At 58.5% G+C, this 26800-nt stretch carries 28 protein-coding genes and 1 tRNA gene; 12 read left to right on the forward strand and 17 right to left on the reverse strand.

Going from position 1 to position 26800, the window contains the following annotated elements:
- The first annotated feature begins 34 nt into the window (after positions 1–34).
- The 4 genes from iolD to iolB are packed head-to-tail and all read left to right on the forward strand — an operon-like array spanning position 35 to position 4825.
- Entirely contained in the window at positions 35–1867 is a 1833-nt protein-coding gene (gene iolD, locus ACR0LY_RS14060; protein WP_170350491.1) for a 3D-(3,5/4)-trihydroxycyclohexane-1,2-dione acylhydrolase (decyclizing), read from the forward strand.
- The gene (iolE, locus tag ACR0LY_RS14065; RefSeq protein ID WP_170350489.1) at positions 1864–2763 is read left to right on the forward strand and encodes a myo-inosose-2 dehydratase; all 900 of its coding nucleotides are present in this window, start codon (positions 1864–1866) and stop codon (positions 2761–2763) included. Before iolD ends, iolE begins: the two co-directional genes overlap by 4 nt.
- A gap of 49 nt (positions 2764–2812) precedes the next feature.
- A complete protein-coding gene (locus ACR0LY_RS14070) occupies positions 2813–3994 on the forward strand; it encodes a phytanoyl-CoA dioxygenase family protein (protein ID WP_170350488.1) in 1182 nt (393 codons plus the stop codon).
- A gap of 24 nt (positions 3995–4018) precedes the next feature.
- Positions 4019–4825 (forward strand): 5-deoxy-glucuronate isomerase, encoded by an 807-nt coding sequence (iolB, locus tag ACR0LY_RS14075; protein WP_170350486.1) that lies wholly within the window; start codon positions 4019–4021, stop codon positions 4823–4825.
- Between the two features lie 11 nt (positions 4826–4836).
- On the opposite strand, the gene ACR0LY_RS14080 is transcribed toward iolB, so the two are convergent.
- The 4 genes from ACR0LY_RS14080 to iolC form a co-directional block, all read right to left on the reverse strand.
- Positions 4837–5643, reverse strand: coding sequence for a hypothetical protein (locus ACR0LY_RS14080; RefSeq protein WP_170350484.1), 807 nt, complete (start codon positions 5641–5643; stop codon positions 4837–4839).
- Positions 5644–5716: 73 nt separating this feature from the next.
- Positions 5717–6556 (reverse strand): class II fructose-bisphosphate aldolase, encoded by an 840-nt coding sequence (locus ACR0LY_RS14085; RefSeq protein ID WP_170350482.1) that lies wholly within the window; start codon positions 6554–6556, stop codon positions 5717–5719.
- Positions 6553–7389: a 5-deoxy-glucuronate isomerase gene (locus tag ACR0LY_RS14090; RefSeq protein ID WP_170350480.1), complete on the reverse strand. Its 837-nt coding sequence runs from the start codon at positions 7387–7389 to the stop codon at positions 6553–6555. Before ACR0LY_RS14090 ends, ACR0LY_RS14085 begins: the two co-directional genes overlap by 4 nt.
- Before the next feature lie 9 nt (positions 7390–7398).
- On the reverse strand, positions 7399–8379 hold the full coding sequence (gene iolC, locus ACR0LY_RS14095; RefSeq protein ID WP_170350479.1) for a 5-dehydro-2-deoxygluconokinase: 981 nt from the start codon (positions 8377–8379) through the stop codon (positions 7399–7401).
- 112 nt (positions 8380–8491) lie between these two features.
- Here iolC and ACR0LY_RS14100 point away from each other — a divergent pair, with 112 nt between their 5' ends.
- Complete coding sequence (locus ACR0LY_RS14100) at positions 8492–9595, forward strand: Gfo/Idh/MocA family protein (RefSeq protein WP_170350477.1); 1104 nt, start codon at positions 8492–8494, stop codon at positions 9593–9595.
- 36 nt (positions 9596–9631) lie between these two features.
- Positions 9632–10765, forward strand: a complete 1134-nt coding sequence (locus tag ACR0LY_RS14105; protein WP_170350475.1) for a Gfo/Idh/MocA family protein — start codon at positions 9632–9634, stop codon at positions 10763–10765.
- On the opposite strand, the gene ACR0LY_RS14110 is transcribed toward ACR0LY_RS14105, so the two are convergent.
- Positions 10766–11764, reverse strand: a complete 999-nt coding sequence (locus ACR0LY_RS14110) for a LacI family DNA-binding transcriptional regulator (RefSeq protein ID WP_170350473.1) — start codon at positions 11762–11764, stop codon at positions 10766–10768.
- A 145-nt stretch (positions 11765–11909) separates the two neighbouring features.
- Positions 11910–11985: transfer RNA gene (locus ACR0LY_RS14115), tRNA-Val, on the reverse strand.
- Positions 11986–12202: 217 nt separating this feature from the next.
- On the opposite strand from ACR0LY_RS14115, the gene modA reads away from it, so the two are divergent.
- The 3 genes from modA to modC are packed head-to-tail and all read left to right on the forward strand — an operon-like array spanning position 12203 to position 14772.
- Positions 12203–12982: a molybdate ABC transporter substrate-binding protein gene (modA, locus tag ACR0LY_RS14120; protein WP_170350471.1), complete on the forward strand. Its 780-nt coding sequence runs from the start codon at positions 12203–12205 to the stop codon at positions 12980–12982.
- Positions 12983–12985: 3 nt separating this feature from the next.
- Positions 12986–13678, forward strand: a complete 693-nt coding sequence (modB, locus tag ACR0LY_RS14125) for a molybdate ABC transporter permease subunit (protein WP_170350469.1) — start codon at positions 12986–12988, stop codon at positions 13676–13678.
- Positions 13675–14772, forward strand: coding sequence for a molybdenum ABC transporter ATP-binding protein (modC, locus tag ACR0LY_RS14130; protein ID WP_170350467.1), 1098 nt, complete (start codon positions 13675–13677; stop codon positions 14770–14772). Before modB ends, modC begins: the two co-directional genes overlap by 4 nt.
- Here modC and ACR0LY_RS14135 read toward each other — a convergent pair.
- Both ACR0LY_RS14135 and ACR0LY_RS14140 read right to left on the reverse strand, forming a co-directional pair.
- Positions 14769–15683, reverse strand: a complete 915-nt coding sequence (locus ACR0LY_RS14135; protein ID WP_170350465.1) for a Hint domain-containing protein — start codon at positions 15681–15683, stop codon at positions 14769–14771. The two genes, modC and ACR0LY_RS14135, sit on opposite strands and share 4 nt — an antisense overlap.
- A gap of 1 nt (position 15684) precedes the next feature.
- On the reverse strand, positions 15685–16197 hold the full coding sequence (locus ACR0LY_RS14140) for a toxin-activating lysine-acyltransferase (protein ID WP_170350463.1): 513 nt from the start codon (positions 16195–16197) through the stop codon (positions 15685–15687).
- Positions 16198–16388: 191 nt separating this feature from the next.
- Here ACR0LY_RS14140 and ACR0LY_RS14145 point away from each other — a divergent pair, with 191 nt between their 5' ends.
- Positions 16389–16802, forward strand: a complete 414-nt coding sequence (locus ACR0LY_RS14145; RefSeq protein ID WP_170350461.1) for a hypothetical protein — start codon at positions 16389–16391, stop codon at positions 16800–16802.
- A 7-nt stretch (positions 16803–16809) separates the two neighbouring features.
- On the opposite strand, the gene hemF is transcribed toward ACR0LY_RS14145, so the two are convergent.
- From hemF to clpS, 4 genes are read right to left on the reverse strand one after another with little or no spacing between them, the layout of a single operon-like run.
- Complete coding sequence (gene hemF / locus ACR0LY_RS14150; RefSeq protein ID WP_170350459.1) at positions 16810–17694, reverse strand: oxygen-dependent coproporphyrinogen oxidase; 885 nt, start codon at positions 17692–17694, stop codon at positions 16810–16812.
- Between the two features lie 5 nt (positions 17695–17699).
- Positions 17700–18500, reverse strand: coding sequence for an SDR family NAD(P)-dependent oxidoreductase (locus ACR0LY_RS14155; protein WP_170350457.1), 801 nt, complete (start codon positions 18498–18500; stop codon positions 17700–17702).
- Between the two features lie 37 nt (positions 18501–18537).
- Positions 18538–19503: a class I SAM-dependent methyltransferase gene (locus ACR0LY_RS14160; RefSeq protein ID WP_170350455.1), complete on the reverse strand. Its 966-nt coding sequence runs from the start codon at positions 19501–19503 to the stop codon at positions 18538–18540.
- A 27-nt stretch (positions 19504–19530) separates the two neighbouring features.
- Positions 19531–19875: an ATP-dependent Clp protease adapter ClpS gene (clpS, locus tag ACR0LY_RS14165; RefSeq protein WP_170350453.1), complete on the reverse strand. Its 345-nt coding sequence runs from the start codon at positions 19873–19875 to the stop codon at positions 19531–19533.
- 93 nt (positions 19876–19968) lie between these two features.
- On the opposite strand from clpS, the gene ACR0LY_RS14170 reads away from it, so the two are divergent.
- Together ACR0LY_RS14170 and ACR0LY_RS14175 are read left to right on the forward strand one after the other, a co-directional pair.
- Complete coding sequence (locus tag ACR0LY_RS14170) at positions 19969–20670, forward strand: HAD family hydrolase (protein WP_170350451.1); 702 nt, start codon at positions 19969–19971, stop codon at positions 20668–20670.
- 280 nt (positions 20671–20950) lie between these two features.
- Complete coding sequence (locus ACR0LY_RS14175) at positions 20951–22333, forward strand: D-alanyl-D-alanine carboxypeptidase family protein (protein WP_170350449.1); 1383 nt, start codon at positions 20951–20953, stop codon at positions 22331–22333.
- A 71-nt stretch (positions 22334–22404) separates the two neighbouring features.
- On the opposite strand, the gene ACR0LY_RS14180 is transcribed toward ACR0LY_RS14175, so the two are convergent.
- From ACR0LY_RS14180 to ACR0LY_RS14200, 5 genes are all read right to left on the reverse strand, one after another.
- Positions 22405–23652 (reverse strand): hypothetical protein, encoded by a 1248-nt coding sequence (locus tag ACR0LY_RS14180; RefSeq protein WP_170350447.1) that lies wholly within the window; start codon positions 23650–23652, stop codon positions 22405–22407.
- A 151-nt stretch (positions 23653–23803) separates the two neighbouring features.
- Positions 23804–24565: a LamB/YcsF family protein gene (locus ACR0LY_RS14185; RefSeq protein WP_170350445.1), complete on the reverse strand. Its 762-nt coding sequence runs from the start codon at positions 24563–24565 to the stop codon at positions 23804–23806.
- Positions 24566–24576: 11 nt separating this feature from the next.
- Positions 24577–25575, reverse strand: a complete 999-nt coding sequence (locus ACR0LY_RS14190; protein WP_170350443.1) for a 5-oxoprolinase subunit C family protein — start codon at positions 25573–25575, stop codon at positions 24577–24579.
- Positions 25572–26324 (reverse strand): 5-oxoprolinase subunit B family protein, encoded by a 753-nt coding sequence (locus ACR0LY_RS14195; protein ID WP_170350441.1) that lies wholly within the window; start codon positions 26322–26324, stop codon positions 25572–25574. Before ACR0LY_RS14195 ends, ACR0LY_RS14190 begins: the two co-directional genes overlap by 4 nt.
- 292 nt (positions 26325–26616) lie before the next feature.
- A partial coding sequence (locus ACR0LY_RS14200; protein ID WP_480567545.1) for a hypothetical protein occupies positions 26617–26800 on the reverse strand: 184 nt, incomplete at its 5' end.

Below are 26800 nucleotides of genomic sequence, written 5' to 3' on the forward strand. Positions count from 1 at the left end.
TGGCCAAATCGGCCTTGTGTTGAAAGGGATCACAATGGGCAAAACAGTCCGACTGACCGCAGCGCAAGCTTTGGTGCGCTATCTGGGTGCGCAGATGAACGAGGCCGGAGAGCCGTTCATCGCTGGTGTCTGGGCCATTTTCGGCCACGGCAATGTGGCAGGTCTGGGTGAGGCGTTGCACGCTGTCAAAGACACCCTTCCCACCTATCGCGGCCATAACGAGCAGACCATGGCGCATTGCGCGATTGCCTATGCCAAGCAGATGCGGCGTACCCGGGCGATGGCGGTGACCTCGTCAATTGGGCCGGGCGCGACCAATATGGTGACAGCGGCCGCGCTGGCGCATGTAAACCGCCTGCCGGTTCTGATCGTCCCCGGTGATGTATTCGCCACGCGTGGACCCGATCCGGTATTGCAACAGATCGAAAGCTTTGGCGACGGCACCGTCAGCGCCAATGACTGTTTCCGCCCGGTCAGCCGCTATTATGACCGTATCTCGCGCCCCGAGCATCTGCTGACCGCACTGCCGCGCGCCTTCCGCACCATGACAGACCCGGCCGATTGCGGACCGGCAACATTGGCCTTTTGTCAGGACGTGCAGGCCGAAGCTTATGACTATCCCGAAAGCTTTTTTGAGCCGCGGGTCTGGTACCAGCGCCGTATCCGCCCGGATGAAGGCGAACTGGCCCGTGCCGTCGCGGCCATCAAGGCAGCGAAGCGTCCGGTTATCGTTGCCGGGGGTGGGGTGCATTACTCGGGCGCGACCGATGCACTGCAAAGCTTTGCTGAGACGCACAACGTCCCCGTTGCCGAGACGCAGGCTGGTAAATCGGCACTGGCCTGGGATCACCCTTTGAATCTAGGGCCGGTTGGCGTCACTGGCGGTGAGCCCGCCAATGACGTTTGTGCCGCCGCCGATCTGGTTCTGGCAGTCGGCACGCGGTTGCAGGATTTCACCACAGGTTCATGGGGCCTGTTCTCGAATCCCGAACGTGAGACGATTTGCCTGAACACAGCTGCCTATGACGCCGAAAAACACGGCGCCATGCCACTGCAATCCGACGCGCAAGTCGGGCTGCAAGAGCTGGGCACGGCCTTGCAAGGATACCGTGTCGATCCGGTGGCCGACACGCTGAAGGCTGAATGGTTTGGCAAGGTCGATAAGCTGACCGATGCGCCGGGGGACGGCAACGCTCTGCCGACCGACATGCAGGTGGTGGGTGCGGTTCAACGCGCCTCGCACAACGACACCGTTGTGATGTGTGCGGCGGGCACCATGCCGGGTGAGTTGCACAAGCTGTGGAAAGCGCCGCGCCCGGGTTCGTATCACATGGAATACGGGTTCAGCTGTATGGGCTATGAAATCGCTGGTGCCATGGGGATCAAGATGGCTCAACCGGAACGTGATGTGATCTGCTTTACCGGCGACGGCACCTATATGATGGCGAATTCGGAAATGGCGACGGCAGCGATGATGGGAATTTCGTTTACGGTCGTCATCACCGACAATCGCGGGTTTGGCTGTATCAACCGGCTGCAGATGGGCACGGGCGGGGCTGAGTTTAACAACCTGCTGGATCATGCGGTGCACGAAACGCCATCTGCCATCGACTTTGCTGCCCATGCGGCGGCGATGGGGGCGACTTCGGTTAAGGTCAGCTCGATTGCCGAGCTTGAGGAGGCGCTGGCTAAACGCGGCGAGATCAAGGGGCCGAATGTGGTGGTTATCGACACTGATCCGTACCCCTCGACCGAACATGGCGGAACATGGTGGGAAGTGGCCGTTCCCGAGGTCAGCATCCGCCCCGAAGTGAATGAAAAACGGGCGGCCTACGAGGTTGCTATCAAGGAAAGAAACACGAAATGAGCGTAAAAATCGGAATCTCTCCGATCGCCTGGCAGAATGATGACCTGCCGGACATTACTGCGGCCTTCACCATGGAGCAGGCGCTGAAAGAGGCGCGTGAGATCGGCTATACAGGCGTCGAACGGGGCCAGCGAATGCCCAGCGATACCGAAGGTTTGCGCGCCTATCTCGACGGCAACGACATTGCGCTGTGCGGTGGCTGGTGCTCGGGCGCGTCGCTGGTCAATGACTTTGCAACTGAACGCGAAGCTGTGCGCGCGCAGGTCGAGCAATTCGTAGCCCTAAACAGTCCGTGCATCGTTTACGCCGAGTGTTCGAACACCGTGCAGGGGCAGATTGGAACGCCGGTCAACCACCGCCCCAAACTGTCGAAAGATGAGGTTATGGCCTATGCGGCTAAGATCACCGATCTGGCCAAGTGGATGGGCGATCAGGGCATGACGATGGCCTATCACCATCACATGGGCACGATCATCGAAACCGAAGATGAGGTGAACTGGCTGATGGAGGGGTCGGGCCCCGAGGTGAAGCTATGCTTTGACACCGGCCACCTGCTGTTTGGCGGCGGCGATGTGCTGGCCACCCTGAACCGCTGGGGCGACCGGGTGCATCATGTGCATTTCAAGGATATCCGGCCCGCCGTGGTGCAGGATACGCGCGAAAACAACCGCAGTTTTCTGGATGCCGTTATCGCCGGGGCTTTTACCGTGCCCAGCGACGGCTGCATTGATTTCCAGGCGATCGCAAACGCGCTGAAGGCGATGGACTACGACGGCTGGATCGTGGTCGAGGCGGAACAGGACCCAGCCAAGGCGCCACCTTCTGAATACTCCAAGATGGGTTACGACCACATTGTGGACGTGTGCGGAACGGCAGGGTTGAAGATCAAGGCGTAACACGCTGCCCAAGAGAGCAACACCAAAAGCCATGAGAAAGGAAAAAGTCATGGTAAATCAAGACCTCGGATATGTCGGCTATTTCGACCGGGAATCCTGTGATCTGGATGAGTTTAAGGTGTTGACCTCGCAAAGCCTTTTGGCCGATGCGGTGCCCCTTGCCGCGTCGGTTGAAAAGAACATTCCTGTTTATGACATGCAGGCGTTGCGCCCGGCATTGGAACGGCCCGATACGCGCCGGGCAGTGCTGGCGGAATGGGCTTGGGTGCTGGACAAGTCCGCTGGCGTGATCGCCCTCAAGGGGGCGTATTTGGATACTTCTATCATCGACCGCGCCACCGAAATCTTCCGAGAGCTTATCGACGAGGAACGCCAAAGCGGGGCGGGCGAGGGCGATCACTTCGCGGTCTCGGGCGCGAATGATCGGATCTGGAACGCGCTGCAAAAGCAGTGCCTTCGCGACCCCGAAGGCTTTGCGCTGTATTTCGGGAACACCGCGATTGCGGCAGCGTGCGAGGCATGGTTAGGCCCGAACTATCAGCTCACCGCGCAGGTCAATCAGGTGCGTCCCGGCGGTAAAGCGCAGCAGGCGCATCGGGATTACCACCTTGGGTTTCAAAGCGCGGACAGTGCCGCCCAGTACCCGGCCCATGCCCATCTTGTGACTGCGTCGCTGACGTTACAGGGGGCGATTGCCCATTGTGATATGCCAGTGGAAAGTGGGCCGACAAAGCTGTTGCCTTTCTCACAGCTTTACCCATCAGGATATCTGGCGTTTCACGATACCGCCCATCAGGATCATTTCGAAGACAATTATGTTCAACTGCCACTGGCAAAAGGTGATGCAGTGTTTTTCAACCCGGCGCTGTTTCACGCGGCGGGTGAAAACAGCAGCGCCGACATCCACAGGATGGCCAACCTGCTGCAAATCTCATCCGCGTTCGGGCGTGCGATGGAGGCGGTGGATCGCCGCGCCATGGCGCTGGAGGTTTTCCCCTCTCTCATTGCCCTGAAACAGCGCGGCGAGCTGGCAGGAGCAGAACTGGACGCCGCCATCGCCGCCACAGCGGAAGGCTACCCGTTTCCGACAAATCTGGACACAGACCCTCCGATCGGAGGCAACGCGCCGGAAAGTCAGGCCAATATCCTGCGAAGGGCCGTGGTCGAGGGTTGGACCGAAACAATTCTGGCCAAGGCGCTATCCGCCCTGCACACAAGGCAGGCTGCCTGAAGCAAGAACATCAAGGAGGCTAAAATGGCAGACCTGCTTAAGAAACCCTTCGGTACCCATGGCAAGGTCCATGACATCACCCCGGCTAGTGCGAGTTGGCAGTATGTCGGGTTCGGACTCTATCATCTGCGCGCAGGGGATAAGGCGGCTGAGGCCACTGGTGAGCGCGAGGTCATTTTGGTCGTGGTCGAGGGCAAGGCGCAGATCACTGGCGCCGGCCAGGATTGGGGTGTTCTGGGAGACCGGATGAATGTCTTTGAGAAGACCCCGCCGCACTGCCTGTATCTGCCAAACGGAACTGAGTGGCAGGCCATCGCCGAAACCGATTGCGTCATCGCCGTCTGCTCCGCTCCGGGAACAGGTGGGCACGCGGCGCGGCGGATCGGTCCTGATGGCATCACTCTGACCGAACGCGGCAAAGGGGTGAACACGCGCTATATCAACAACATCGCGATGGAAGCCGAGGATTATGCCGACAGTCTGCTGGTGACCGAGGTGTTTACGCCGAACGGGCACTGGTCATCTTATCCCAGCCACCGACATGACGAAGATGATTACCCGCGGATCACCTATTTGGAAGAGACCTACTACCACCGCCTGAACCCGGCCAACGGCTTTGGCATTCAGCGGGTCTATACCGATGACGGTCAATTGGATGAGACGATGGCAGTCTCAGACGGCGACGTCGTGACCGTCCCGCGCGGCCATCACCCGTGCGGCGCACCTTATGGGTTTGAGATGTACTATCTGAACGTCATGGCCGGACCTTTACGCAAGTGGCGGTTTGTACCCGCTCCCGAGGTTGAATGGATCATGGAGCGCGACGGGTAGGTCCGATCGGTCTACGCGGCGCGCTTTGAGTTACGTTTGCTTTGCGGAAATAAGGGTTTGAGGGCCAGCTTCAGTGGCTTTTTGAACACGTCCACAACGAAAAAGAAAACCGGTCTCGACGCGCGGATCATGGACCGGGCATAGGCGTTGGCTTCCTCTTCTTGCTCGGCCACCTGTCCACCCTCACTGTGCCCAAGAACGTGATGGCCGACCTCGTGGTAAAAGGTGACTTCATTGTTGAGTGTTTCAATCCAACTAATCAGACCTTTGAGTTGGATCGTTGGTTGGGTCAGCACAATGCCGGAGAAGAACAGGTTGTACCTGCCCAGATAGTCAAGCTCAGGCCGCTCGGCGATAACGTCGATACGGGTCACGTCCTTTAAGGACAATCCTTTGGTTTTGCTCCAACGCTGAAGGTTACGAATGACGCGACGCGAATTTGCGACGTCATCGGCAATGAATACCGGAACGGTTTCGGCCAAATAGGCTGAAGGTGCATCTTCCAGCCGTTTTGCCAAAAGGTTCAGCGTTCTGCGATGAACTGGATGCAGTTTGATCGGTCCCAGCCGCATGACTTCCTGCCGGAACGCGTCGCCGTCCATCTCGCTTAGCAGCGCCAACAGGATACCAAAGTACTTTGGTAAAGGACCCGGAGGATTGTTTTTCCAGGCATTGGAGTTGAGTTTTTTCTTTATGACCGGGACGGCCTCTTCCTTATCAGAAAGTAATGCCCGCCATGCATCCCTAACAGTTTCTATGTGGTCAGTTGAAATGCCCCGCAAGAGCTTATTGAGGAAGCGTTCGGCGTTTTGTTGCATACCTCACGAATAACAGGATTATTCATGGAGCGCAAAATCCTCTTTTTGAAGCAATATGTTAGATGCTCTGATATTAACTTTGCGGCGGCGCTCCGAAGGCCCGGATCACGAGCCGTGCGGCGGCTTCGACCGGGTCGTGGGTTTCTTTTAGAATGGTGACCCGGTCGAACCTTTCGGGGTCGCTGTTTACGGCTTCGCGCAGGGCGGCGCCGAAGGCCATGCGCAGCTCGGTCCCGATATTGAATTTGCAGATCGAGGTCTCGCGGGCCAGGCGGGCGCGCTGTTCAACCGGCACGCCGGAACCACCATGAATGACCAAGGGCACGTCGGTCACGGCGTCGATCTGGTGGATGCGGTCTTCGTCTAGGCCGCCTTCCTTGTTCTGCTGCAGATGGACGTTACCGACAGAAATCGCCATCGCATCCACACCGCTTTCACGTGCGAACTGCGCGGCCTCGGCCGGGTCGGTACCATTTGACCCTTCGCCACCGGAATAGCCGACAAAGCCGATCTCACCTTCGCATGAAATCTCCGCCGCGTGGGCCATTTCGGCAATCGCGGCGGTCTCGTCGATGTTCTGCCGCAGTGGCTTGCGCGACCCGTCGAACATCAGCGATGTAAACCCGCTGTCCAGCGCGATTTTGCAGTCCTCATACGTATAGCCGTGGTCCAGATGCGCGACGACGGGGACCGAGGCGTTTTCGGCCAGATGGCGGAACATCTTGCCCAGCACAGGCAACGGCGTGTGTTCGCGGCAGCTGGGGCCCGCTTGCAGGATTACCGGCGCGTTTTCAGCCTCGGCCGCGGCCACATAGGCGCGCATGTCTTCCCAGCCCAGCGTGACCAGGCCGCCCACGGCATAGCCTTGTTCATAAGCGGGGGACAGGACGTCTTTCAGCGTGACAAGGGTCATTTGAACTTTGCAATCATGTCTTTGATGCCCGGAATTGTCTCGATCTGGTAGGCATGGGTTGGCTGGAAATATTGTACCAGAGACCTCTGGCTAAGACCGCCGAGAATGGTGAAATAGTACATCTCATACCCCGGCAGCACACAGCAGGGGTGATAGCCCTTGTCGATGCAAATCGTGGACCCGTCGACGATGTGATAGGCATCGCCGGGCTCGTTATCTTCGCGTTGCAACATCTGCAGGCCCGATCCCCAATTGGGCTTGAAGCGGAAGTTATAAGTTTCGTCATGGCGCGACTCTTCCGGCAGGCGGTTGGTGTCGTGCTTGTGACTGGGGAATCCGGACCAACCGCCTTGACCCACGGTGAACAGCTCACTGACCAACAGACGACCTACCTTGTCGTGCTGTTTCTGACCAAGGATGTGCTTGATTTTGCGATGGGTTTTAGTGTCGTCGCTACCATATTGCACAAGGTCATGTTCGCGCACGTCGAACGGGTCCAGCACCTTGTCGTATTTGGCCCCGGCAATGAACACTTCGGCCTGATCCGAGACGCAGACCATCTGAGCCTTGGCGCCGACGGGGACATAGACGCCCTCGGGCTCGCCATCCCAGACGTCTTCACCCCGGTTGCCGAGCCTGGGGAACTGTACGCCTTCAACGTCGACATCCACGCTGCCGGTGGCGGGGGCGATGCAGGTTTCATACCCCGGCACCTGATATTCGAACGCCTCACCTTTTTTCAGTTTGACGATGTTGAAATAGTTCAAAGGCACCATCGGGTCGTCGGCATCGACTATGGGTTTGTTCTGATTGTCATAGGGTGCGATATGCATTGGGGTCTCCTATGCGGTCGGGCCGGGATGGGCGGCAAGGAATGCGTCCAGCTCGGGTGTTGTGGGCATGGCGGGGGCGCAACCTGGTTGCGAAACCACGATTGATGCGCAAGCCGAGCCGCGCATCACGGCGTCTTTCAGTGAATGCCCCGCCGCGATCGAGGCCAGCAGGCCAGCCATAAAACTGTCGCCCGCGCCGTTGGGTTTGACGGCGGTGACGGGGTATATGCCGGTGGCAATTTCCTGACCGTCTACCAGCGTGACGGCACCTTTCTCGCCCATCTTGTAGATGACGATCCGGCCGGGTTTTTCGGCCAGTTCCTTGGCTTTTGCGAACCCTTTTTCGATACCGCCAGCCATGAAGCCGAATTCTTCGTCATTGCCGACGATCAGATCGCTGGCGTCACCCGCGCGCGACAGCACATCCGCGGCAACCTCGGGCGAGGGCCAGCTGTAGGGGCGATAGTCGATGTCGAAGATGATCGGCAGACCAGCGGCGCGGGCATTGTCAAAGGCGTGGAACGTGGCGCTGCGCGAGGGTTCGGCGGCAAAGACGGTTCCAGCCGAGATCACAGCAGAGAAAGCCGAGAAATCAACCCTGTCCATATCTTCGTCGGTGACCTGAAAATCGACTGCGCCATTGCGATAGATGACGTTCTGGAAATTCTCGATTCGGCTTTCATAGACGGCCAGCGACATGCGGTATTCACCGCCCAGAACGCGGATATAGGACGTGTCCACGCCGTAATCGTGAAGTTTGTTAAGGCAGAACCGCCCCACCGCATCATCCGAGACTGAGGTGATCAGCGACGCCTGACTGCCCAGCTTGACCAGGCCCGCGCAGATGTTCGCGGATGACCCACCCAGATCGGCGTGGAACGTATCGGCATCCTCGCTTTTGACACCGATGGGATCGGCATACAGGTCCATGCCGGCACGCCCTAGCACGGCAAAGCGGTTTCCTTTGATACCGTCTATCAAAGCGCTCACGTCATGTCCTCCGGCAAAGTGGGGTCGGCAAAGTTTGGACCTTGCGTTGAATCGATTCACACGATACTCATTTTGCAACCGGTTGCAAATAGTATGTTCGGAGCCGTGACAGATGCCTGAAATTGGAATTGGAATTGTGGGTGGCGGCTATATGGGCAAGGCTCATTCCGTCGCGATGTCAGCGGTAGGCGCGGTGTTCAACACCACGTTGCGTCCGCGTCTGGAAATGATCTGTGCCTCAAGCCCTGAAAGCGCCGAACGCTATCGGGCGGCCTATGGATTCAAACGCGCGACTGGGGATTGGCAGGCGCTGGTCAATGACCCGGCGGTCGAGGCCGTGGTCATCGCCTCGCCTCAGGAAACCCACCGCCAGATTGCCGAGGCGGCCTTTGCATTGGGCAAGCCGGTTCTGTGCGAAAAACCCCTTGGCGCGTCGATGGCTGATGGAGATGCCATGGTTGCCGCGGCCGAGGCGGCTGGTGTCACAAACATGGTCGGTTTCAACTACGTCCGCACGCCTGCCACTCAATTTGCACGGAAACTGATTGCCGACGGTGAATTGGGCGAGGTCACCTGGTTTCGGGGTGAACATACCGAGGATTTCTACGCCGACCCCGATGCCCCGGCTACGTGGCGCACAACGGGTATGGCAAACGGCACCATTGGCGATTTAGCGCCACATATGGTCAATGGGGCGCTGGCCTTGATGGGGCCGATTGCCGAAGTGATGGCCGAGGTTGAAACCGTCCACGAAACCCGTCCCGGCGGAAAAGTCACCAATGACGACCATGCTCAGATCATGTGCCGGTTCGAAAGTGGCGCGATGGGCAATATCTATGTCAGCCGCATCTCGACCGGGCGTAAAATGGGCTATGCCTATGAGATTTCGGGCACCAAAGGCGCGCTGCGTTTCGATCAGGAAGACCAAAACGCCCTGTGGTTCTATCGTCGCGAAGGCCCCGAGGCGCATCGCGGTTTCACAAAGATCCTGACCGGTCCTGCACATCCGGATTACGAACCCTTCTGTCAGGGCCCAGGCCATGGCACTGGATATCAGGATCAGATTATCATTGAGGCCAAGGATTTCCTTGAGGCCATCCATACCGGCCAAGCAATCTGGCCCACCTTCCGTGACGGGCATGAGGTCAACCGGGTGCTGGCTGCAGCGCTGGCCTCGTCCGAGCGGCGGCAATGGCAAAACATAAGCGATTTCTGATCGCGCAACCGTAAAACCTGAAGAGAGACTAGAACCATGGCAAAGCTGAGATGGGGCATGATCGGTGGTGGCGAAGGCAGCCAGATCGGGCCCGCGCACCGTCTGGGAGCGCTGGCGGACGGGATGTTCGAACTCGCCGCGGGCGCGCTGGATCACCGCCCCGATGTGGGTCGGGAATATGCCCGACGGCTGGGTGTTGCTGCGGACCGCGCCTATGGCGATTGGCAGGAAATGCTGGCAGGTGAAAAAGGGCGCGAGGACCGGATTGATCTGGTGACAATTGCCACGCCAAACTCAACCCATTTCGAGATTGCCAAGGCGTTTCTTGAAGCCGGATTCAATGTGTTGTGCGAAAAGCCGATGACCATGACCGTGGAAGAGGGCGAAGAGATTGTCCGCGTGGCCGAGGCTTCGGGCAAGATCTGTGCAGTGAATTATTGCTATTCCGCCTATCCGATGGTGCGGCAGGCCCGTGCAATGGTGCGGGCTGGCGACATTGGGAAAGTGCGCTTGGTGGTGACTAATTTTAGCCATGGCCACCACGGCGACGCCACCGACGCCGACAACCCGCGCGTCCGTTGGCGGTATGATCCGGCCATGGCGGGTGTGTCCGGCCAATTCGCTGATTGCGGTATCCACGCGCTGCATATGGCCAGTTTCATCTGCGATGATGAGGTCAAAACACTGTCCGCCGATATGGCCTCGACCATCCCAAGCCGGGAACTGGAGGACGATGCCATGGTGAATTTCCGAATGGAGGGCGGCACAGTCGGCCGCCTGTGGACCTCATCCGTGGCAATCGGGCGGCAGCACGGGTTCGACATTCAGGTGTTTGGCGAAATCGGGGGAGTGCGATGGCACTCGGAACAGCCCAACCAGCTGATTTATACACCCGTGGGGGGGCGTACTCAGATCATTGAAAAGGGTGAGGGTGGATTGCATGATGAGGTGCAGCGCCTGTCCCGCGTGGCGATTGCGCATCCCGAAGGGTTCCCCCTGGCCGTCGCCAATATCTATTGCGATCTGGCCGATGCGATCCGCGGAGAAACCCGTGACGGCCTGCCCGGCGCTTCAGACGGCGTCCGCTCGATTGCTGCCGTCCACGCGGCAGTCGCATCAGGCAAAGAAGACGGCGCGTGGAAAGATGCGCGCCCGCCGATGTTCCGATAATCAGGGGCGGGGCCGCAATGTGCCCCGCTCGATCACCCGGCAGGGGAAAATTCGCGCTTCGGGATAGCGTTTGGGATCTTTCAGCATCTCTTCAACCAGATCGACGGACGAGGTGATGATCTGCTTGATCGGCTGATGAATGGTGGTCAGGTCAATGTTCTCCCAACGCGACATTTCCATGTCGTTCAGGCCAATGATGCCGATATCTTCGCCGGGTTTCAGCCCGTGGTCGCGCAAGGCGGACAGCGCCCCAACCGACAGAATGTCGTCACCGCAAAAATACCCATCAGCCGGGGCACCTGCCAGCAGTCGCAACATCTCGGCACGTCCAGCCTCGAACGAATAGGCTCCCGCGAATGAGTGGGACACATCAAGTTCGGGGTGCTTTTCGACCTCTTCCATAAAGCCGCGATATCGGTCCATGGCCGAGGTCGCATCTTTTGGCCCCCCCAGATACCCCACGCGCCGATACCCGCGCGCCAGCAATTCCCGCGCCGCCATGCGCCCGCATTCGACGTTGTCGATTCCGACCACATGCACTTCGGGCGACGTGGCTGAGCGGCCAAACGTATGCACCACCGGCACGCCAGCATCATGGAACGCCTTGGCAAAACTGGGCGGCAGGGTCGATGAGGCGACGATGGCGGCATCCACAGAATACTGCCGCAGCATCCGCACCGAATTGGCCGGTTCAGTCTCGTCCGTCAGGTTGACGATCAGGGGTCGTAGCCCGCGCTCCTGCAGGGCGCGGGTGAACTGGTCGAAAACCTCAAGGAAGATCGGGTTGTGAAAGTTGTTGGAAATTAGCCCGATTAGCTTGGTCCGCCCGGTTGTCAGCGACGACGCCAGCGCATTGGGGCTGTAGCCCAACTCTTTGGCGGCTTTTTCAACCTTGCTGCGGGTCTTTGCCGAAACCGAGGCACCTTCGGTAAAGGTCCGCGACACGGCCGAGCGTGACACACCCGCTAGGGCAGCAACATCTTTCAAGGTGACACTCATGACTGGCACCCACGGTTAGGGGGGAAGCTGATCAGCAATTTCATGAAACAGATAGTATGCGCCAACAGCTATATTTTGCAATCGGTTGCAAGGCCGAGAGTCAAATAACACCGAGTCCGTGGTATTTGTGGAAGCAGAGGGAGAATGGTGGGTGATGAGAGACTCGAACTCCCGACATCTTCGGTGTAAACGAAGCGCTCTACCAACTGAGCTAATCACCCGTGACGCTGCATGTAGCCAAGCCTGCGCGCGGGTGCAAGAGGGTCCGGCACAATTTCTTTACCTCAATACCGGATAATCCGCCCCAGTGTATCGCAGGCCCCGGTAGTCTTGTTCATTTTCCGCAGGCTGGCCCTGATCGTATGGGAAAGACGCTTGCGTGCCCCCGGTTGCCTCAGATATCTCCGAAGGGACGCAACCTTCCTGACGCGAGAGCATATGATCCTGTCCCTTGCCCGCCGATGCGCAATCGCGGCCCTGGTGCTTGGCACTGTAACGCTGGCACCGCTCCGGGTCAGCGCGGCAGAAGTTTTGGTGTTTGCGGCTGCCAGTCTGAAAACCGCGTTGGATGAGATCGCACCGATATTCGAGCAGCAAACAGGGCATCAGGTGACGGTGTCCTATGCGGCCTCGTCAGTGTTGGCGCGGCAGATTCAGTTGGGCGCGCCCGCAGATGTGTTCATTTTCGCCAATGTGGATTGGATGGATGTTCTGCAGGATCAGGGATTGATCGACGTGGCCTCGCGCGTGGATCTGCTGGGCAATGGGCTGGTTCTGATCGGTGGGTCGGATCAGGCGCAGATCGGGCATATTCAGGCGGACACCGATTTGATTGCAAGGCTGGGCAGCGGGCATCTGGCCATGGCGCTGGTCGATGCGGTGCCTGCGGGTATCTACGGCAAGGCGGCCCTGCAAAAACTGGGGCTGTGGGAGGGCGTGCAACCTCGGATCGCCCAGACTGACAACGTGCGCGCGGCGCTCGCGCTGGTCGCGGCAGGGGCGGCGCCACTGGGGATCGTTTACCAATCCGATGCGCAGGTTGAAGATCGGGTGAAGGTCGTGGCCTCGTTCCCGTCAGAGCTTCACCCGCCGATCATTTACCCCGCTGCCGTAAACACTTCGGCGCGGCCTGAGGCACGGGCGTTTCTGGACCACCTGCAATCGGATACGTCCCAAACCATCTTTGCAGAACAGGGTTTTACCCTGCCGGGCAGTTGACACATGGGATGGTTGGGGCCCGCAGAAATTGAAGCGCTGAGATTGTCGCTGCGCGTTTCCTTCTGGGCGACGTTGGTGACATTGCCCTTTGGCATTTTCGTGGCTTATGCGCTGGCGCGCTGGCGGTTTCCCGGGCGTCAATTGCTGAATGGGTTGGTGCATCTGCCGCTGATCCTGCCGCCGGTTGTAACCGGGTATCTGCTGCTGTTGACATTCGGGATTCAGGGGCCGATGGGCAGGCTACTGGGGGAGTTCGGCATCGTGGTCGCCTTCCGCTGGACCGGAGCGGCGCTGGCGGCGGGGATTATGGCCTTTCCATTGATGGTGCGCGCTATTCGTCTGTCGATCGAGGCGGTAGACCCCAAGTTGGAACAGGCCGGAGCGACCTTGGGCGCGTCGCGGCCCTTTGTGTTTGCGACCGTGACCCTGCCAATGATCCTGCCCGGTGTGATCGCGGGCAGTATTCTCGCTTTCGCCAAGGCAATGGGCGAATTTGGCGCCACGATCACCTTTGTCTCAAACATTCCCGGCCAGACACAGACCTTGCCGTCAGCCGTCTATGCCTTCCTGCAGGTGCCCGGCGGTGAGGGGGCAGCGACCCGACTGGTTGTGATTTCAATCATCATTGCCATGGGCGCACTGCTACTGTCGGAATATATTGGTCGTCGCGCCGCCGCTCGGGTGTCCGGGTCATGAGGCTGTCTGTCCGCCTGCAGCATGACCTGCCCGATATCAAGCTGGACCTCAGCTTTGACGCGCCCTTGGGGGTGACGGTTCTGTTCGGGCGGTCGGGGTCGGGCAAGACCACCGTGGTCAATGCCGTGGCGGGACTTCTGCGGCCCAAAGCCGGGCGTGTTGCCGTTGATGGGTGGGAACTATTTGATACCGAACAGGACCTCTGGTTACCGCCGCATCGCAGGCGGTTGGGTTATATCTTTCAGGAAGGTCGCCTGTTCCCGCATCTGACAGTGCGCCAAAATCTGGCCTATGGTCGCTGGTTCGCACCAAAGCGCGCGCGCCGCGAGAACCCGGACAAAGTGATCGAAATGCTTGGCATTGGGCATCTGCTGGATCGCCGTCCAGCGGGCTTGTCGGGCGGAGAAAAGCAGCGAGTCGCCATTGGGCGTGCGCTATTGGCCAGCCCGCGCCTGATCCTTGCCGACGAGCCGCTGGCCGCGCTGGACGATGCGCGCAAGGCCGAGATCCTTCCCTATTTCGAACGGCTGCGGGATGAGGTTTCAGTGCCCATTCTGTACGTCACCCATTCCGCGGCCGAGGTCGCACGGCTGGCCACCTCTGTCGTCGCTTTGCAGGATGGCAAAGTAGTGCGGCATGGCCCTGCCTCAGAAGTTATGGCTGACCCGTCCGTGGCTCCGGCCGGGGTTCGCGCTGTGGGCGCGGTGCTGAGAGTGCGGGTTCAGGAACATCATGCGGATGGGTTGACCGAGCTGGAGGCCGGCGGTGCACGCCTGTTCCTGCCACGTATCCCGCATCAGGTAGGGGAAGACCTTCGCATCCGTATTCCCGCGCAAGAGGTGATCCTGTCCAGCAAGCGGCCTGATGGATTGTCGGCGTTGAACATGTTGGAAGGGACGGTTGACACCATCCGCGCGGGCGGCGGGCCGGGCGCCATCGTCTCATTGCAAACGTCCGCAGGGCCGATCTTGGCGCGCGTGACCCGCCGTTCTGTCGCGGCTTTGGGGTTGGAACCGGGCAAGTCCTGTTTTGCGGTAATCAAGACCGTTGCCCTGGCGCCGCAGGATGTGGGCGGCAGGCTGACCCCGTCTTAAATCAGCGCGCGCGCTTCGAATTCACGCAGCACCAAACGGGCGGCGCGACCGAAGCCATTCCCATCAGGGGTCGCGGTATCGGGGAATATCGCCGCCAATTCCTGCAATGCCTCGGATGACAGCGTGTACAAGGATTCCTCACCCAGAAACATGCTTTCAGCCGATGCGCCTTCGGCGGTCAGGATTTCATGTTCGTCCAGCAGAATGTGGAAATACTCGACGGCCGCGTCAGAGGTTTCAATATCGATCCCTGGCCAGGAACACAGATGTTTGGCCGCGACCAGCGCCTCGGGCGTGCCGAACAGCAAATCGACCTTGGGACCGCGGATCAGAACGCGGTGCTGCTGCGACACCAGCAAATCCCGGCTGGGCGTATTTGGGCCAAGGCTGCCCGCGCTGATCCTGACAGGCCGCATGGCGGGATTTTCTCGTAATCGCTCGGGTGGCAGTACGCTGCTTTCGATCCATCGGATCGGTTGCGGGCCGTGATCTGCGGTCAGAACCTGATCTCCAACTGATAAGGCCTCGATTAGTTGCGCACCACCCGGGGTTTCGATCAGCGTGCCAGCGGTAAAACACACCCCTTCGATGGTGATCGTGATCTCTTGCTGCAGGTCGAAAGGGAAAGGCCCAAGAAAAGTGCCGAACTCACCGGTCACTTGAATGGTGAAGGTATCGGTGACGATTTGGTTGTCGTCCAGACTGTCAAAAAACGCCGGGTCAACTGTATAAGTCCATTCCCCAGTATTCGGGTCGACGCTGGCTGTTCCAAAAGCTGGAGGCGAAGAGATGACCCATGTTTCCGACAAAATGGGGACGTTGCTGTCCAGATCCAGATCGCCCATAGCCTGGTTCGGAGGGTTGCCGGTCACATCGCCGGTTATTTCACCCGAAATTGCTATCGAAACCATATCACGTGCCCTCTGCCGCCAGAACCTGTGCGAACTCCTGCTTGCGGTACAGCTGCATATGAATCGCGCCCGTGTCATCACGCGTCCATTCCACGATCCGGTTTTGAGACATATCACTGTCCATGCGGTTCGTACGAACCCTAGGATGGGGGATGCTCTTTTTCAGCATCTCTACAATCTGATTGGTCTGCCCGAACGGGGCAACCAAGTCGATGATCCAGAACGACGAGCCACTGGTGAAGTCAGCTTCGGTCAATGGGGTTTCCTGAATGGCGTACCGGTGTTCGGCCTCGGGGCTAAGGCCAGCGAATGTCACGAATCCGCGCGGAAAGCCATTTTGGCGAAAGATGTGATATTGGCCCAGCCGGAACGGCGTTTCAAAGGCATAAAGCACCTGCGCCAGACTGCGATCCCTATGCGGTGTTGTCAGCGACGCCAGATAGAACAGCGCGCCGAAATCCGCATATTTTTCGGGCGGAATGTCGAACCAGTCCTTTGGGAATGCCTTGCTCAACCCGTGCCTCGTGCAAATGACCGACGATCAGAGGTTACCCTCTAAAGTCCTGAAATGATACCATTTCGGTCACATAGGCGCGTTTCCGTTGCGGAATGGTGAGAATTGCGCCGCCTATCGTTAACTTTACTCATCGAGCCTAATCCCTATCATTTCAAGCAAAGCCGTATTTTGGTTAGAGGAGATTTACTATGCAATTATTCAAATTATTCAGCATAGGTGTTCTGATGTTGGTGCCAGCCCTGGCGCAAGCGACCGGGTTTGGGTTTAGGTATGGCTTCAATCCCGGCTTTCGCACGACAGTGACGCCATTGGACAATGGCAACTATCAAGTGGCCACGCATGGCACGTCAAAGGCAATTGCCTATTGGTGCGGTATCGGTGATTTCGCCATCCGCACCCTCGGCCTGCCGACAACGCAGCAGATTTATGTCTCGAGACCTTATGAAAAGCAAACACGGACGGTGGAGTTTTCGCTGACTAAGCCCGAAGGGGGCAGCACAAAAAAGAGTTATTCGATCAGCGTCAGCCGCGTGGGCGAAAGTATGTCGGCATCCGGGGCGCAAAGCCGTTGCTACGATAACTTTATGGATTTCGATTTCTGAGGGTAGATCAGACCCATTTGGCCATCGGCGGCAAGCTCATCAGCACGGCGTCGGGATCGTGGCCGGTTTCCAGCCCGAACTTGGTGCCCCGGTCGTAAACCAGGTTGTATTCGGCATAGAGGCCCCGATGCACAAGCTGAGCGTTCTTGTCGGCATCGTTGAAACCTTGCACGCGGCGCTGTTCGACCAGGGGTAAAAAGGCCGGAAGAAAGGCACGGCCGATATCTTGTGTCAGCGCAAAATCCGCAGCCCAATCGCCGGTGCAGTAATCATCCATGAAGATACCGCCAACCCCGCGGGCGCGTTTGCGGTGCGGGATATAGAAATATTCGTCCGCCCATTCTTTCAGGCGTGGGTAATGACCTGGCCCGTGCGGGTCCAGATGCGCCCTTTGCGTGGCGTGGAAATGGGCCGTGTCCTCGTCATATTCAATGCAAGGGTTCAGGTCGGACCCACCGCCGAACCACCATGCATGTGGGGTCCAGAACATGCGAGTGTTCATATGCACCGCCGGAACATGCGGATTTTGCATATGCGCGACCAGCGAAATGCCCGAGGCCCAAAAGCGCGGGTCTTCGGTCATGCCCGGAATGCCTTTGCGCGCTGCCATCGCCTGCTGCGCGCGCGCGCCAAGTGTCCCGTAGACGGTTGAGATATTGACGCCGACCTTTTCGAACACGCGGCCACCGCGCATCACCGACATCAATCCGCCGCCCGCATCCGTGCCATCTTCGGACTGGCGCGTGGTTTCCTTGATTTCGAACCGTCCAGGTCTGGCGTCCGAAAACGGCCCGGTGTCGTGGCTGTCTTCAAGAGCCTCAAAGGCGGTGACGATTTGGTCCCGCAATTGGCGGAACCATGCAGAAGCGGTGGATTTTTCGGTGTCGAACATATGTGTCAGTGCGCTGGGGCTGCAACGGGGTCCAGCAGGGTGCGGCCGCCGTCAATGGTTAGAATTTGTCCGGTGATGAAACCTGCGGCGTCCGAGGCCAGAAACTGTGCTGTTTCGGTCAGTTCGGTCGGCGCAGCAATGCGGGCCAGCGGAGTGTGTTTTTCTATATCGTCCCGAAAGTCGCGGTTCTCTTTCAGGGTGGAGCGCAATGAGGCGCTCATCACGGATCCCAATGCGATGGAATTTACCCGAATACGGTTGGGGGCCAGCGCGACAGCCAAGGATCGGGTCATCTGATCCAGCGCGGCGGTCGAGACGGAATAGGCCATCAGGTCAGGGTGGGTTCGTCGCGCTGCAATCGAAGACAGGTTGATGATCGAGCCTGCAATGTTTTCCTCGTCATCTCCGGCTTGTTTGATCATACGTTTGGCGACCAACTGGCTTAACCGTAGGGCGGGCATTAGGTTCTGATTCAGAAGGGTGCGGACTGAATCGTCTTCGGCATCCAGCGGATCAGAAGGGATCACCTGACGGGCGCCGTTGATCAGGATATCCACCTGATCGAAGGCGTCGATTGTGGCCGACAGCAGGTTGGCAATTGTCAGCTTTTCCCGCAGGTCGCCAGCAAAGAAACGGATATTGCTGTCATCGGCCTGCTCGCCCAGTTCTTCGGCCAGCCGCTTTTCGTCCATGTCGGCGAACATCACATTGGCCCCGGCATCGGCAAAGTGGCGCCCGATGGCCAGGCCGACTCCGTTGGCGCCGCCGGTCACGATTGCGGTTTTGCCTGCTATGGAAAAGGACATGCGCTTCCTCCTGAATTGCGGCGCAGGTTAACTGGGATCACCGCCGAGGGCGAGAGGCATGGAACACCTTGAACCGATTGTCGCCGGTCACTTCTTCGACATGCGCAAATGTGTCGGTCAATGTGGGCTCATAGGGGAGGTGGCGGTTGGCCACCATCCACAATGTGCCATTGCGGGTCAGGTTCTTTGCCGCGGATGTGATAAAGCCTTGCCCCAGTGCCGGATCGGCGTTGCGCGTAGTGTGAAACGGTGGGTTCATCACCACGGTGTCGATGGGTTCGTCGGCACGCCATGTCACCGCATCGGCCCAGTGAAACTGAGCGCGGGGATCAGTCACATTGGTGCGGGCACAGGTCAGCGCAATATGGTTGGCCTCGACCAGGTGCAAGGATTTCAGGCCCGGCGCCTGCAGCAGCCCGGCCGAAAGATACCCCCAACCAGCCCCCAGATCGGCGACCCGAGCGCCCAGCTTGTCCGGCAGCGCGGCCCGCAACAGGGCCGAGGCCGGATCAATGCCGTCGGCCGAGAATACGCCTGGCGCGGTTTTAAAACCGTCCGCGGTCTGATGGGCGGGCGCGGCCCAATCCGCAAAAGCATGCGGATCGGACTGGAACCAGAAGATCTTGCCATGCGCCTTTGAAATCGGCCCCTCAACCGCGACCCGCTTGCGGATGTCCTTCAGCAAACTGTCCACACCGTCGGTCTTGGCGCCGTCAACGACAATCACGCCATTCGCGCGGGTGCAGGCCTGCTGCACCATCGACCGGGCCAATGCCTTGGCGCGAGGTAGGATTACGATGGCGTCCTGACAGGGATCTTGCGCCACGGGTACAACCGCGAAGCCCTGTTGGGTGAAATGGTCGTGAAAGGGTTTAAACGGCTGCACCACTTGCGTTTCACGCGGCAAATCAGACAGGTCACTGGCCGTTGTTGGCCCCAGTACAGTCAGTGGTTGCGACAAGGTCAGACCGCTTTGCAGCGCAAGATCAAGGCGAGGGGACATAAGCGATTCCGTAAGACCGGTCTGGTCTTACTCTTCCCGTTCCATGGTGCATTGCAAGGGGTGCTGGTGCCTGCGGGCGAAATCCATGACCTGGCCCACTTTGGTCTCGGCGATCTCGTGGCTGAACACGCCAACGACGGCCACGCCTTTTTTATGCACCGTCAGCATGATCTCGAACGCCTGCGCGTGAGTCATGCCAAAGAACCGTTCCAGTACATGCACAACGAATTCCATCGGCGTGTAATCGTCATTCAGCAGCAGAACCTTGTACAGCGGCGGACGCTTGGTCTTGGTGCGCGTCTGTACCAGGACAGACGCGTCTGCATCGTCGTCGTCCGATTTGTCAGACATCATCCATTGGTGTTCAAGCATCGCGTTCTACTATCCGATTCAGGCTTCGGTTTGTCTTTGCGCTTATATAACGTCGAACCAGCCAGAGAAAAGAGCCAGCAGGACGTAATAGCCATGGGCCAAAATCTTACCACAATCGGCTTCGATGCGGATGATACATTGTGGCACAATGAGCGGTTTTTTCAGCTGACGCAGGCTTATTTCGCCGATCTTCTGGCGGATCACGCCGAAAGGGATCACCTGATGGAGCGTCTGCTGGCCGCAGAAAAACGCAATATCCGGCACTATGGATATGGAATCAAAGGTTTCATCCTATCGATGATCGAAACTGCGATTGAGGTGACGGATGACCGGGTTCCCGCCTCGGTCATTCGGCAATTGATAGAAGCCGGGCAAGAGATGCTGGCCCATCCGATCGAGCTGTTGCCCCATGCACGCGCGGCGATTGAAAGCGTGGCGGCGACTCATCAGGTGGTGCTGATCACCAAGGGCGATCTGATTGATCAAGAGAGGAAACTGGCCCAGTCGGGGTTGGGTGAGCTGTTCGACGGGGTCGAGATTGTGTCCGAGAAAACGCCCCAGACCTATCGGCTCATCTTTGGCCAATACGGTGACGGGCCTGGATCTGCGATGATGGTTGGCAATTCGATGCGCTCAGATGTGGTGGCCCCGATTCAGGCCGGGTACTGGGGAGTATATGTGCCTCATGGGTTAGTTTGGGAAATCGAACAGGCCGAAACCCCGGCAGATAACCCGCGATACCGCGAGCTTCAGGATTTGGGTCAGCTTGCCAATCTTGTTCAGCGACTCAGCTGATGTGGCCGAATGGTCTCAGTCCTGAAAAATCGACGCCCAGCGTCGGCAAATTCTGGTCATATTCATGGATTTGGTGGTGGCAAGGGTGCGACTGACCACATGTGGTGTGGTGGTGGCAAGCTCAATAAACCGCGAATTCACGAGCTTTTTGTTTCTTTCACTGGGCCCCTGTGTTAGCCTGATCGATAATAAAATAATATTTAGCCGACCGGGAAAACCCGGCGGCCCGAGGTAGACAGAGGCAAAGATCGTGCAGGTTCGGCGGACAGTTCCGGCCCGAATGGGCTTATTCCTTATAGCATTCTTGTGGCTGCTCTCCTTTGCGCCGTTGCAAGGGGTGGCTGCTCCTTATGCGGCGATGGTGATCGATGCACGCACCGGCGAGGTGCTGCATTCGCGCAATGCCGACACACGGCTGCATCCGGCTTCGCTGACAAAGATGATGACGCTTTATATTGCGTTCGAAGCGGTGCGGAACGGTGAGATCGATCTGGATACCCAGGTGCGCATCACCAAAAAGGCCGCGTCCGAGCCGCCGTCAAAGCTGGGCTTGCGGTCCGGTCAGCGAATTGCATTCCGCTATCTGATCCGTGCCGCGGCGGTTAAATCGGCGAACGACGCTGCTACCGCCATCGGTATTGCGATCAGCGGGTCCGAGGCCGCCTTTGCCCGCCGCATGACCCGTACGGCCAAGGCGATGGGCATGAGCCGCACAACCTTCAAGAACGCGCATGGTTTGACGGAATCAGGCCACCTGTCGACCGCGCGTGATATGACCACTTTGGGCCGTCATCTGCTGTATGATTACCCGCAATACTACAATCTGTTCTCGCGCCAATCGACACATGCGGGGATCAAGACCGTTCCCAACACCAACCGCCGCCTGCTGGCCGCCTATAAGGGCGCTGATGGGATCAAGACAGGCTACACCCGGGCTGCGGGCTTCAATCTTGTGGCCTCGGCCAAGCGCAAAGATGAACGTATCATCGCCACCGTCTTTGGCGGCAAGTCGGGCGCATCGCGCAACGCCAAAGTGGCCGAGCTGTTGGACATGGGCTTCCGCCGCGCCCCGTCTCGGGCACCGATCCGTAAACCGGCGCGCCCGGCCTATGCCGGGAATGCCGGATTGGGCGCGACGGTTGCAGCTCTGACCGGTGCACCAAATTCCAGTCTCCGCCCGGTACTGCGTCCAACGGCAGGGTCTGCAGTACAGGTTGCGGGCACGGTTGCTGCGACAGCGGCCAAGAACGGCGCGCGTATTCAGGACGGTATTGCAGTCGCCATGGCCGCTGCGGATATCCAAACCCCAACCGGCGACACAGCGCGCCCCGCTGCGCGTCCGGATGATCTGGTTCTGGCGTCGGCCGATCCGGCCGTGCAGCCGGAACCCGAACCGGAAATTGTCACCCGCCTTTCCACGTCCGGCGGGCATCTGTGGGGCGTCAACGTGGGCCGCTATACCACCCGATACGAGGCGGAAAAGGTTTTGCTGAAAACTGCCCTGTCGGAAATGACCACTCTGGAAGGCACGCTGCGCAAGGTGAACCAAAGCTCGCGCGGCTTTGACGCGACATTCCAAGGCATGACCCGCGAACAGGCCGATTTGGCCTGCCGCAGGCTTCAGGCCCGGAATGTCACCTGTTTCATGATCGGGCCGTCATAAGATCCGACATATACTCTCCTGGATGGATCTGGGCTGCGAGGAAACTCGCAGCCCTTTTTTGTCAGGGCGTTTTAGTCGAACACGTGGCCATGCTGGTATTGTTCGTCCTGCCCGGCGGCGGCTGTCAGGGCCGCCACGTTGTCCTTGGTGAAGAACCCGTCATAGTGGTGGCAGCGTTCGATATATTCCGTGATCAGCAGCGTATTCTTCGAGTGTTTCGAGAAAATCTGCTTGAGGTTCGGATCGTCTTTGCATTCACCCACCACATGGGCCAGAAACGGCACGCCTTTATCCTTGAGCGTATTAACCACGAAATCGACGTTTTTCTCACCGGCGTTGTGATCACCGTCCTGAATTTCGATGGCCATGTGATGCAGGCGACGGCCAAAATTTCGGACGAAATCCTCGGTCGGCATCGGCAGTTGCTCGAATGAATTGATGAAGGACGGGGTGTTGTTGGCTGTGAAGACCTTGGCAGGCGATTTCTTGTCATCATCCACATTCGGGTTTCGGTTCACGTTGGTCGACGAGTTCATGTCAAAGATGTTGTACGCACCCCAGAAGTAATAGGGCACCATGGTCAGAAACTCGAGGATCGCGTCCTCGCGCTCACCGGCCAGAATGCGGGTGGCAAGGTGGTCGACCCCCAACATCAAGGGTGAGATTTTGCTGTCGGCGCCAAATGCGGCGGCTTGATCCAATTGCGCTTGCTCGGCATCACTCAGCAACACGCGGTCACCCAGACCCAGGCTGTCGGGGTCATTGAAATCCAGCGTGGAATAACCGACCCGGTTGCAAGTGAAATCCGACGGGGTGGTGAACCGGAACCCATCCAGCGTGTAGAACGGGTTTTCGGTATCGCCTTCATATTCAAAGCGGATATTCTGATCCTCAAGCGTCTTGCTAAGGGTATTCAAGTCTGTCACGCCGTAAATCTCTCCGACGTAACGTGTTTGTGGAGTGCCGCGCGCCAGCGGATACATGCGGTTGATGCGGGGAATGAAATCCTCAAAGCTGGGGCTGAGCGGTGCCATCACGATCAACGCCGGGTAGTCGGCGTGCGAATGCAGGACCGAAAACTTATGCGTCTGCCCCAGATAGCTGGCCGTGTGGCGATATGGGGTCATCACATACAATTCGATCAGCGTATCGAACAGCGCTGTGGTTTCCACTTGCTGGACAATCGCCCGCATCGGCCCGACCTGATCGGCAACACCAGAACTGCTACGCCGCTCATAAATTTTGGGTAGATACTCGCCGAAGAAGTCCGAGTTCTTCTTGTCCCCGCGCGGTTCATAAGACATCAAATCGAAAGACATAAATTTCCCTCCTTGCGTGGGCCCAGAGAGTTCCGGACCCGGCGTTGCCTGGATTTCCAATAATCAGAACATGCACTTGCAGGCATGCTAGGGTCAGAAATCCAACTGGGCAACACTAAGAAAGTGGGGCGCAGACCTTACGCCCGGATGTCTATCGGGTGAATTTTGTCACCTCGACGCCACCTGCGATTAGGTTTTCGCGAACGGACCGGGCGATCTGCACCGCGGTCGGCCCATCCCCATGCAGGCAGATCGTGTCGATTGAGGTTTCCAACCGCTTGCCGGTTTCGGTGATGATTGCACCTTTGCGGACCATGTTCAGCATGCGTGGTCCTGCCAGTTCGGGGTCGTGGATGACCGCGCCGGGCAGGCTGCGATCAACAAGCGTACCGTCATCGTTATAGGCGCGGTCGGCAAAAATTTCTCCCACCCATTTGCAACCCAATTCGCGCACGGCCTCTTCCTGTTTGGTAACAGCCAGCACCATGACAATAATGTCCGGGTCCACGTCCAGCGCGCCCTGATAACAAGCTCGTGCCATGTCGATATCGACCGAACACATATTGGCCAAAGCACCGTGCAGCTTCAGATGCCGGACCTTCGTACCAACCGCCTTGGCCATGCCCATCGCCGCGCCAAGTTGAAAACGGACCAGGTTGCGCAGGGTTTCGTGTGGCACCTTCATATTGCGGCGGCCAAATCCCTGCAGATCGGGAAAGCCGGGATGCGCGCCGATGCCGACATCGTTCTGGGCAGCCAACGTCATCGTTTTCGCCATGACATCGGGGTCGCCCGCATGAAAACCACACGCGATATTGGCCGAGGTGATGATCTTCAGCAGGCTTTCATCATCGCCCATATTCCAAGGGCCAAAGCTCTCCCCCATATCGGCATTCAAATCGACGCTGGGCATCGGCAAACTCCTTATTCGGTGCCAGAGATCATTCCGCTGATCAATTGATAGGATAACAGGTCGGGGATGTCGTGCGGATCGCGGACCAAGGGCTCGACCCGCGCGCGCAATCGCGACAGATCGGACAGGTAAGTGGCGTGCAGGGCGACGGCCTCGTCCATGGACACAAATGTAAACTTTATCTGCCCGCCGGCCGGGGTTTGCGCTGCCCGGGGCAGATCGCAGGGCAGGACAGTGGCGATACGAGGGTAACCACCGGTAGTCTGGCACTCGGGAAGCAGGATAAAGGGGTTTCCGGTGCCGGTCATCTGGATGTCGCCCGGGGTGATCACATCTGACAGAATGTTCAATTGACCCTTTGCGGCAAAGCCTTCGCCATCGTTTTCCAATTGCATGCCCATTCGGTTGGCCCGCGCACCGCGCCGAAACGCGGTTTCGGTAAAACGGTCCAGCGTTTCTGGATCGAACAGGGGGGTCTGGAAGCTTGCCAACACGCGCAGGGTGCCCCCGGAAAATCGGTCATCGGGGCGCAGTTTCATACTGGTGTTGCCTGAATAGGGACCGACGGGCAGTCGGTCGCCGGCCTGCACGACACGCCCGACATTCGCTGTCAGGTGGGCGGAACGTGAACCCAGAAACAGCGGTACTTCAAATCCGCCACCAACATGCAAATAGCCATAGTTGCCCTGATTGGCGGCGCCGATCGTCAGCTTCTGACCCGCCTCCATAGAGAAAGAGGCATTCCAGACAATCGGGACGCCATCGATACTGGCCTGCATTGGCGCGCCGGTCAGGGCGATGCTGACCGGTTGCGTGGCCTCGAACGTGCCGCCCATTCCCGCCATTTCCAGGGCTGCGCAGTCCGGGCTTTGACCCAGCAGCGCGGCACCCTCATGCAACGCCAGTTGATCTGCCGCCCCTGACCGTGAAAGTCCCTGATCCAGATATCCCGAACGCCCCTGATCCTGAATGGTGCAGGCCGGGCCAATCTGATGTACCAGCAGGCTCATGCCGGGATCTCCTCTCGGGTCGCCCCGCCTAGACCATCATTGGTTTCGCGTATCTGTTCCAGTTCTGCGCGTGAGACCGGCAGAAATTGCATCTCGTCGCCGGGGCGCAGGACAAAGCTCTGTTCGGCTTCGGGACGGAAACAGCGAAAAGCGGTTTGGCCGACATGTCTCCATCCTGTCGGGTTGGGCCTGGAAAACAGCACAAGTTGCGATATCGCCAGGATCAGCGCTCCTTCCGGCACCATAGGAGTGAGCTTCTTGAGGCGTGGAATGTTGAACTCAGGCCCTAGCGGTCCAAGATATGGCAGGCCGGGCGCAAAGCCGATGGTCAGTACGCGAACACGGGTTTCACTCAGGCGTCGTATGGCTTCGGTTGGTGTCAGCCCAGCTGCCGCTGCGGTTTCGTCCAATTGCGGCGCTAATTCACCTCCGTACACAGTGGGTACCTGCCACAAGCGGCGACCTGCAGGAAGCGGTGCCCGACACCAGTCTTGTTGATGCAGCATCTCTTCGATCCGCCCGTGGATTTCCGTGTGCGGCAGGGCAAGGGGATCGAACCGAACATAGGCCGAGGCCAGAGACGCCGATGTCTCAATCACACCTTCCCATCCAAGAAGGTCGACCGCATTGCGAAATGCAAGCGCCGCCCGGTTCGAGGATTCAGCCATCGTGTCAGCAAACGAGACCAATAGACCGTCCTGACCAACCGTCCGTATGCAAGGAAAGGGGTGCGCGTGTGTAGCTGTCATATTACTGTGCGTTTGGCTGTCTCTTTCCGGCGAGGTGACAGTATCCGAGGGTAATGCGCAAGACCCGGCGCGCGCGTTGTGCCTTTTTCAGTGCCCTGTTTGGAGGCGAGTCGGGGAAACGGGCTCAAAATCGGCCCGGATCAGATGATGCGACTCGGTTGGGTCTTGTGGATGTCGGTTAGGAACTCACTATATATAGGGTATGCGGGTGGTTGACCGATTGCTTATGGTGGGGCAACTGCGTGTGCCTACTTCGTGAGCGGTGTATGTGGCTTAGTTGGGTTCATCTTAATCATTTGAAATATAAGTGAAAAAAATCAATTCGCAAAAAAATCGCGCAAGATGCAATTTTCCACTTGCGGGTTGTTTGGGTAAACCTTAGAACCCCCTTCACCGGCGCTGCTGAGGCGGTGTTGGGACGCTGGAGACGGCGGAGACGCTCAGGAGAGACTGGGGGCATCTTGAGGGATTTGTTA

It is taken from the genome of Ruegeria sp. BC5 (assembly GCF_056539205.1).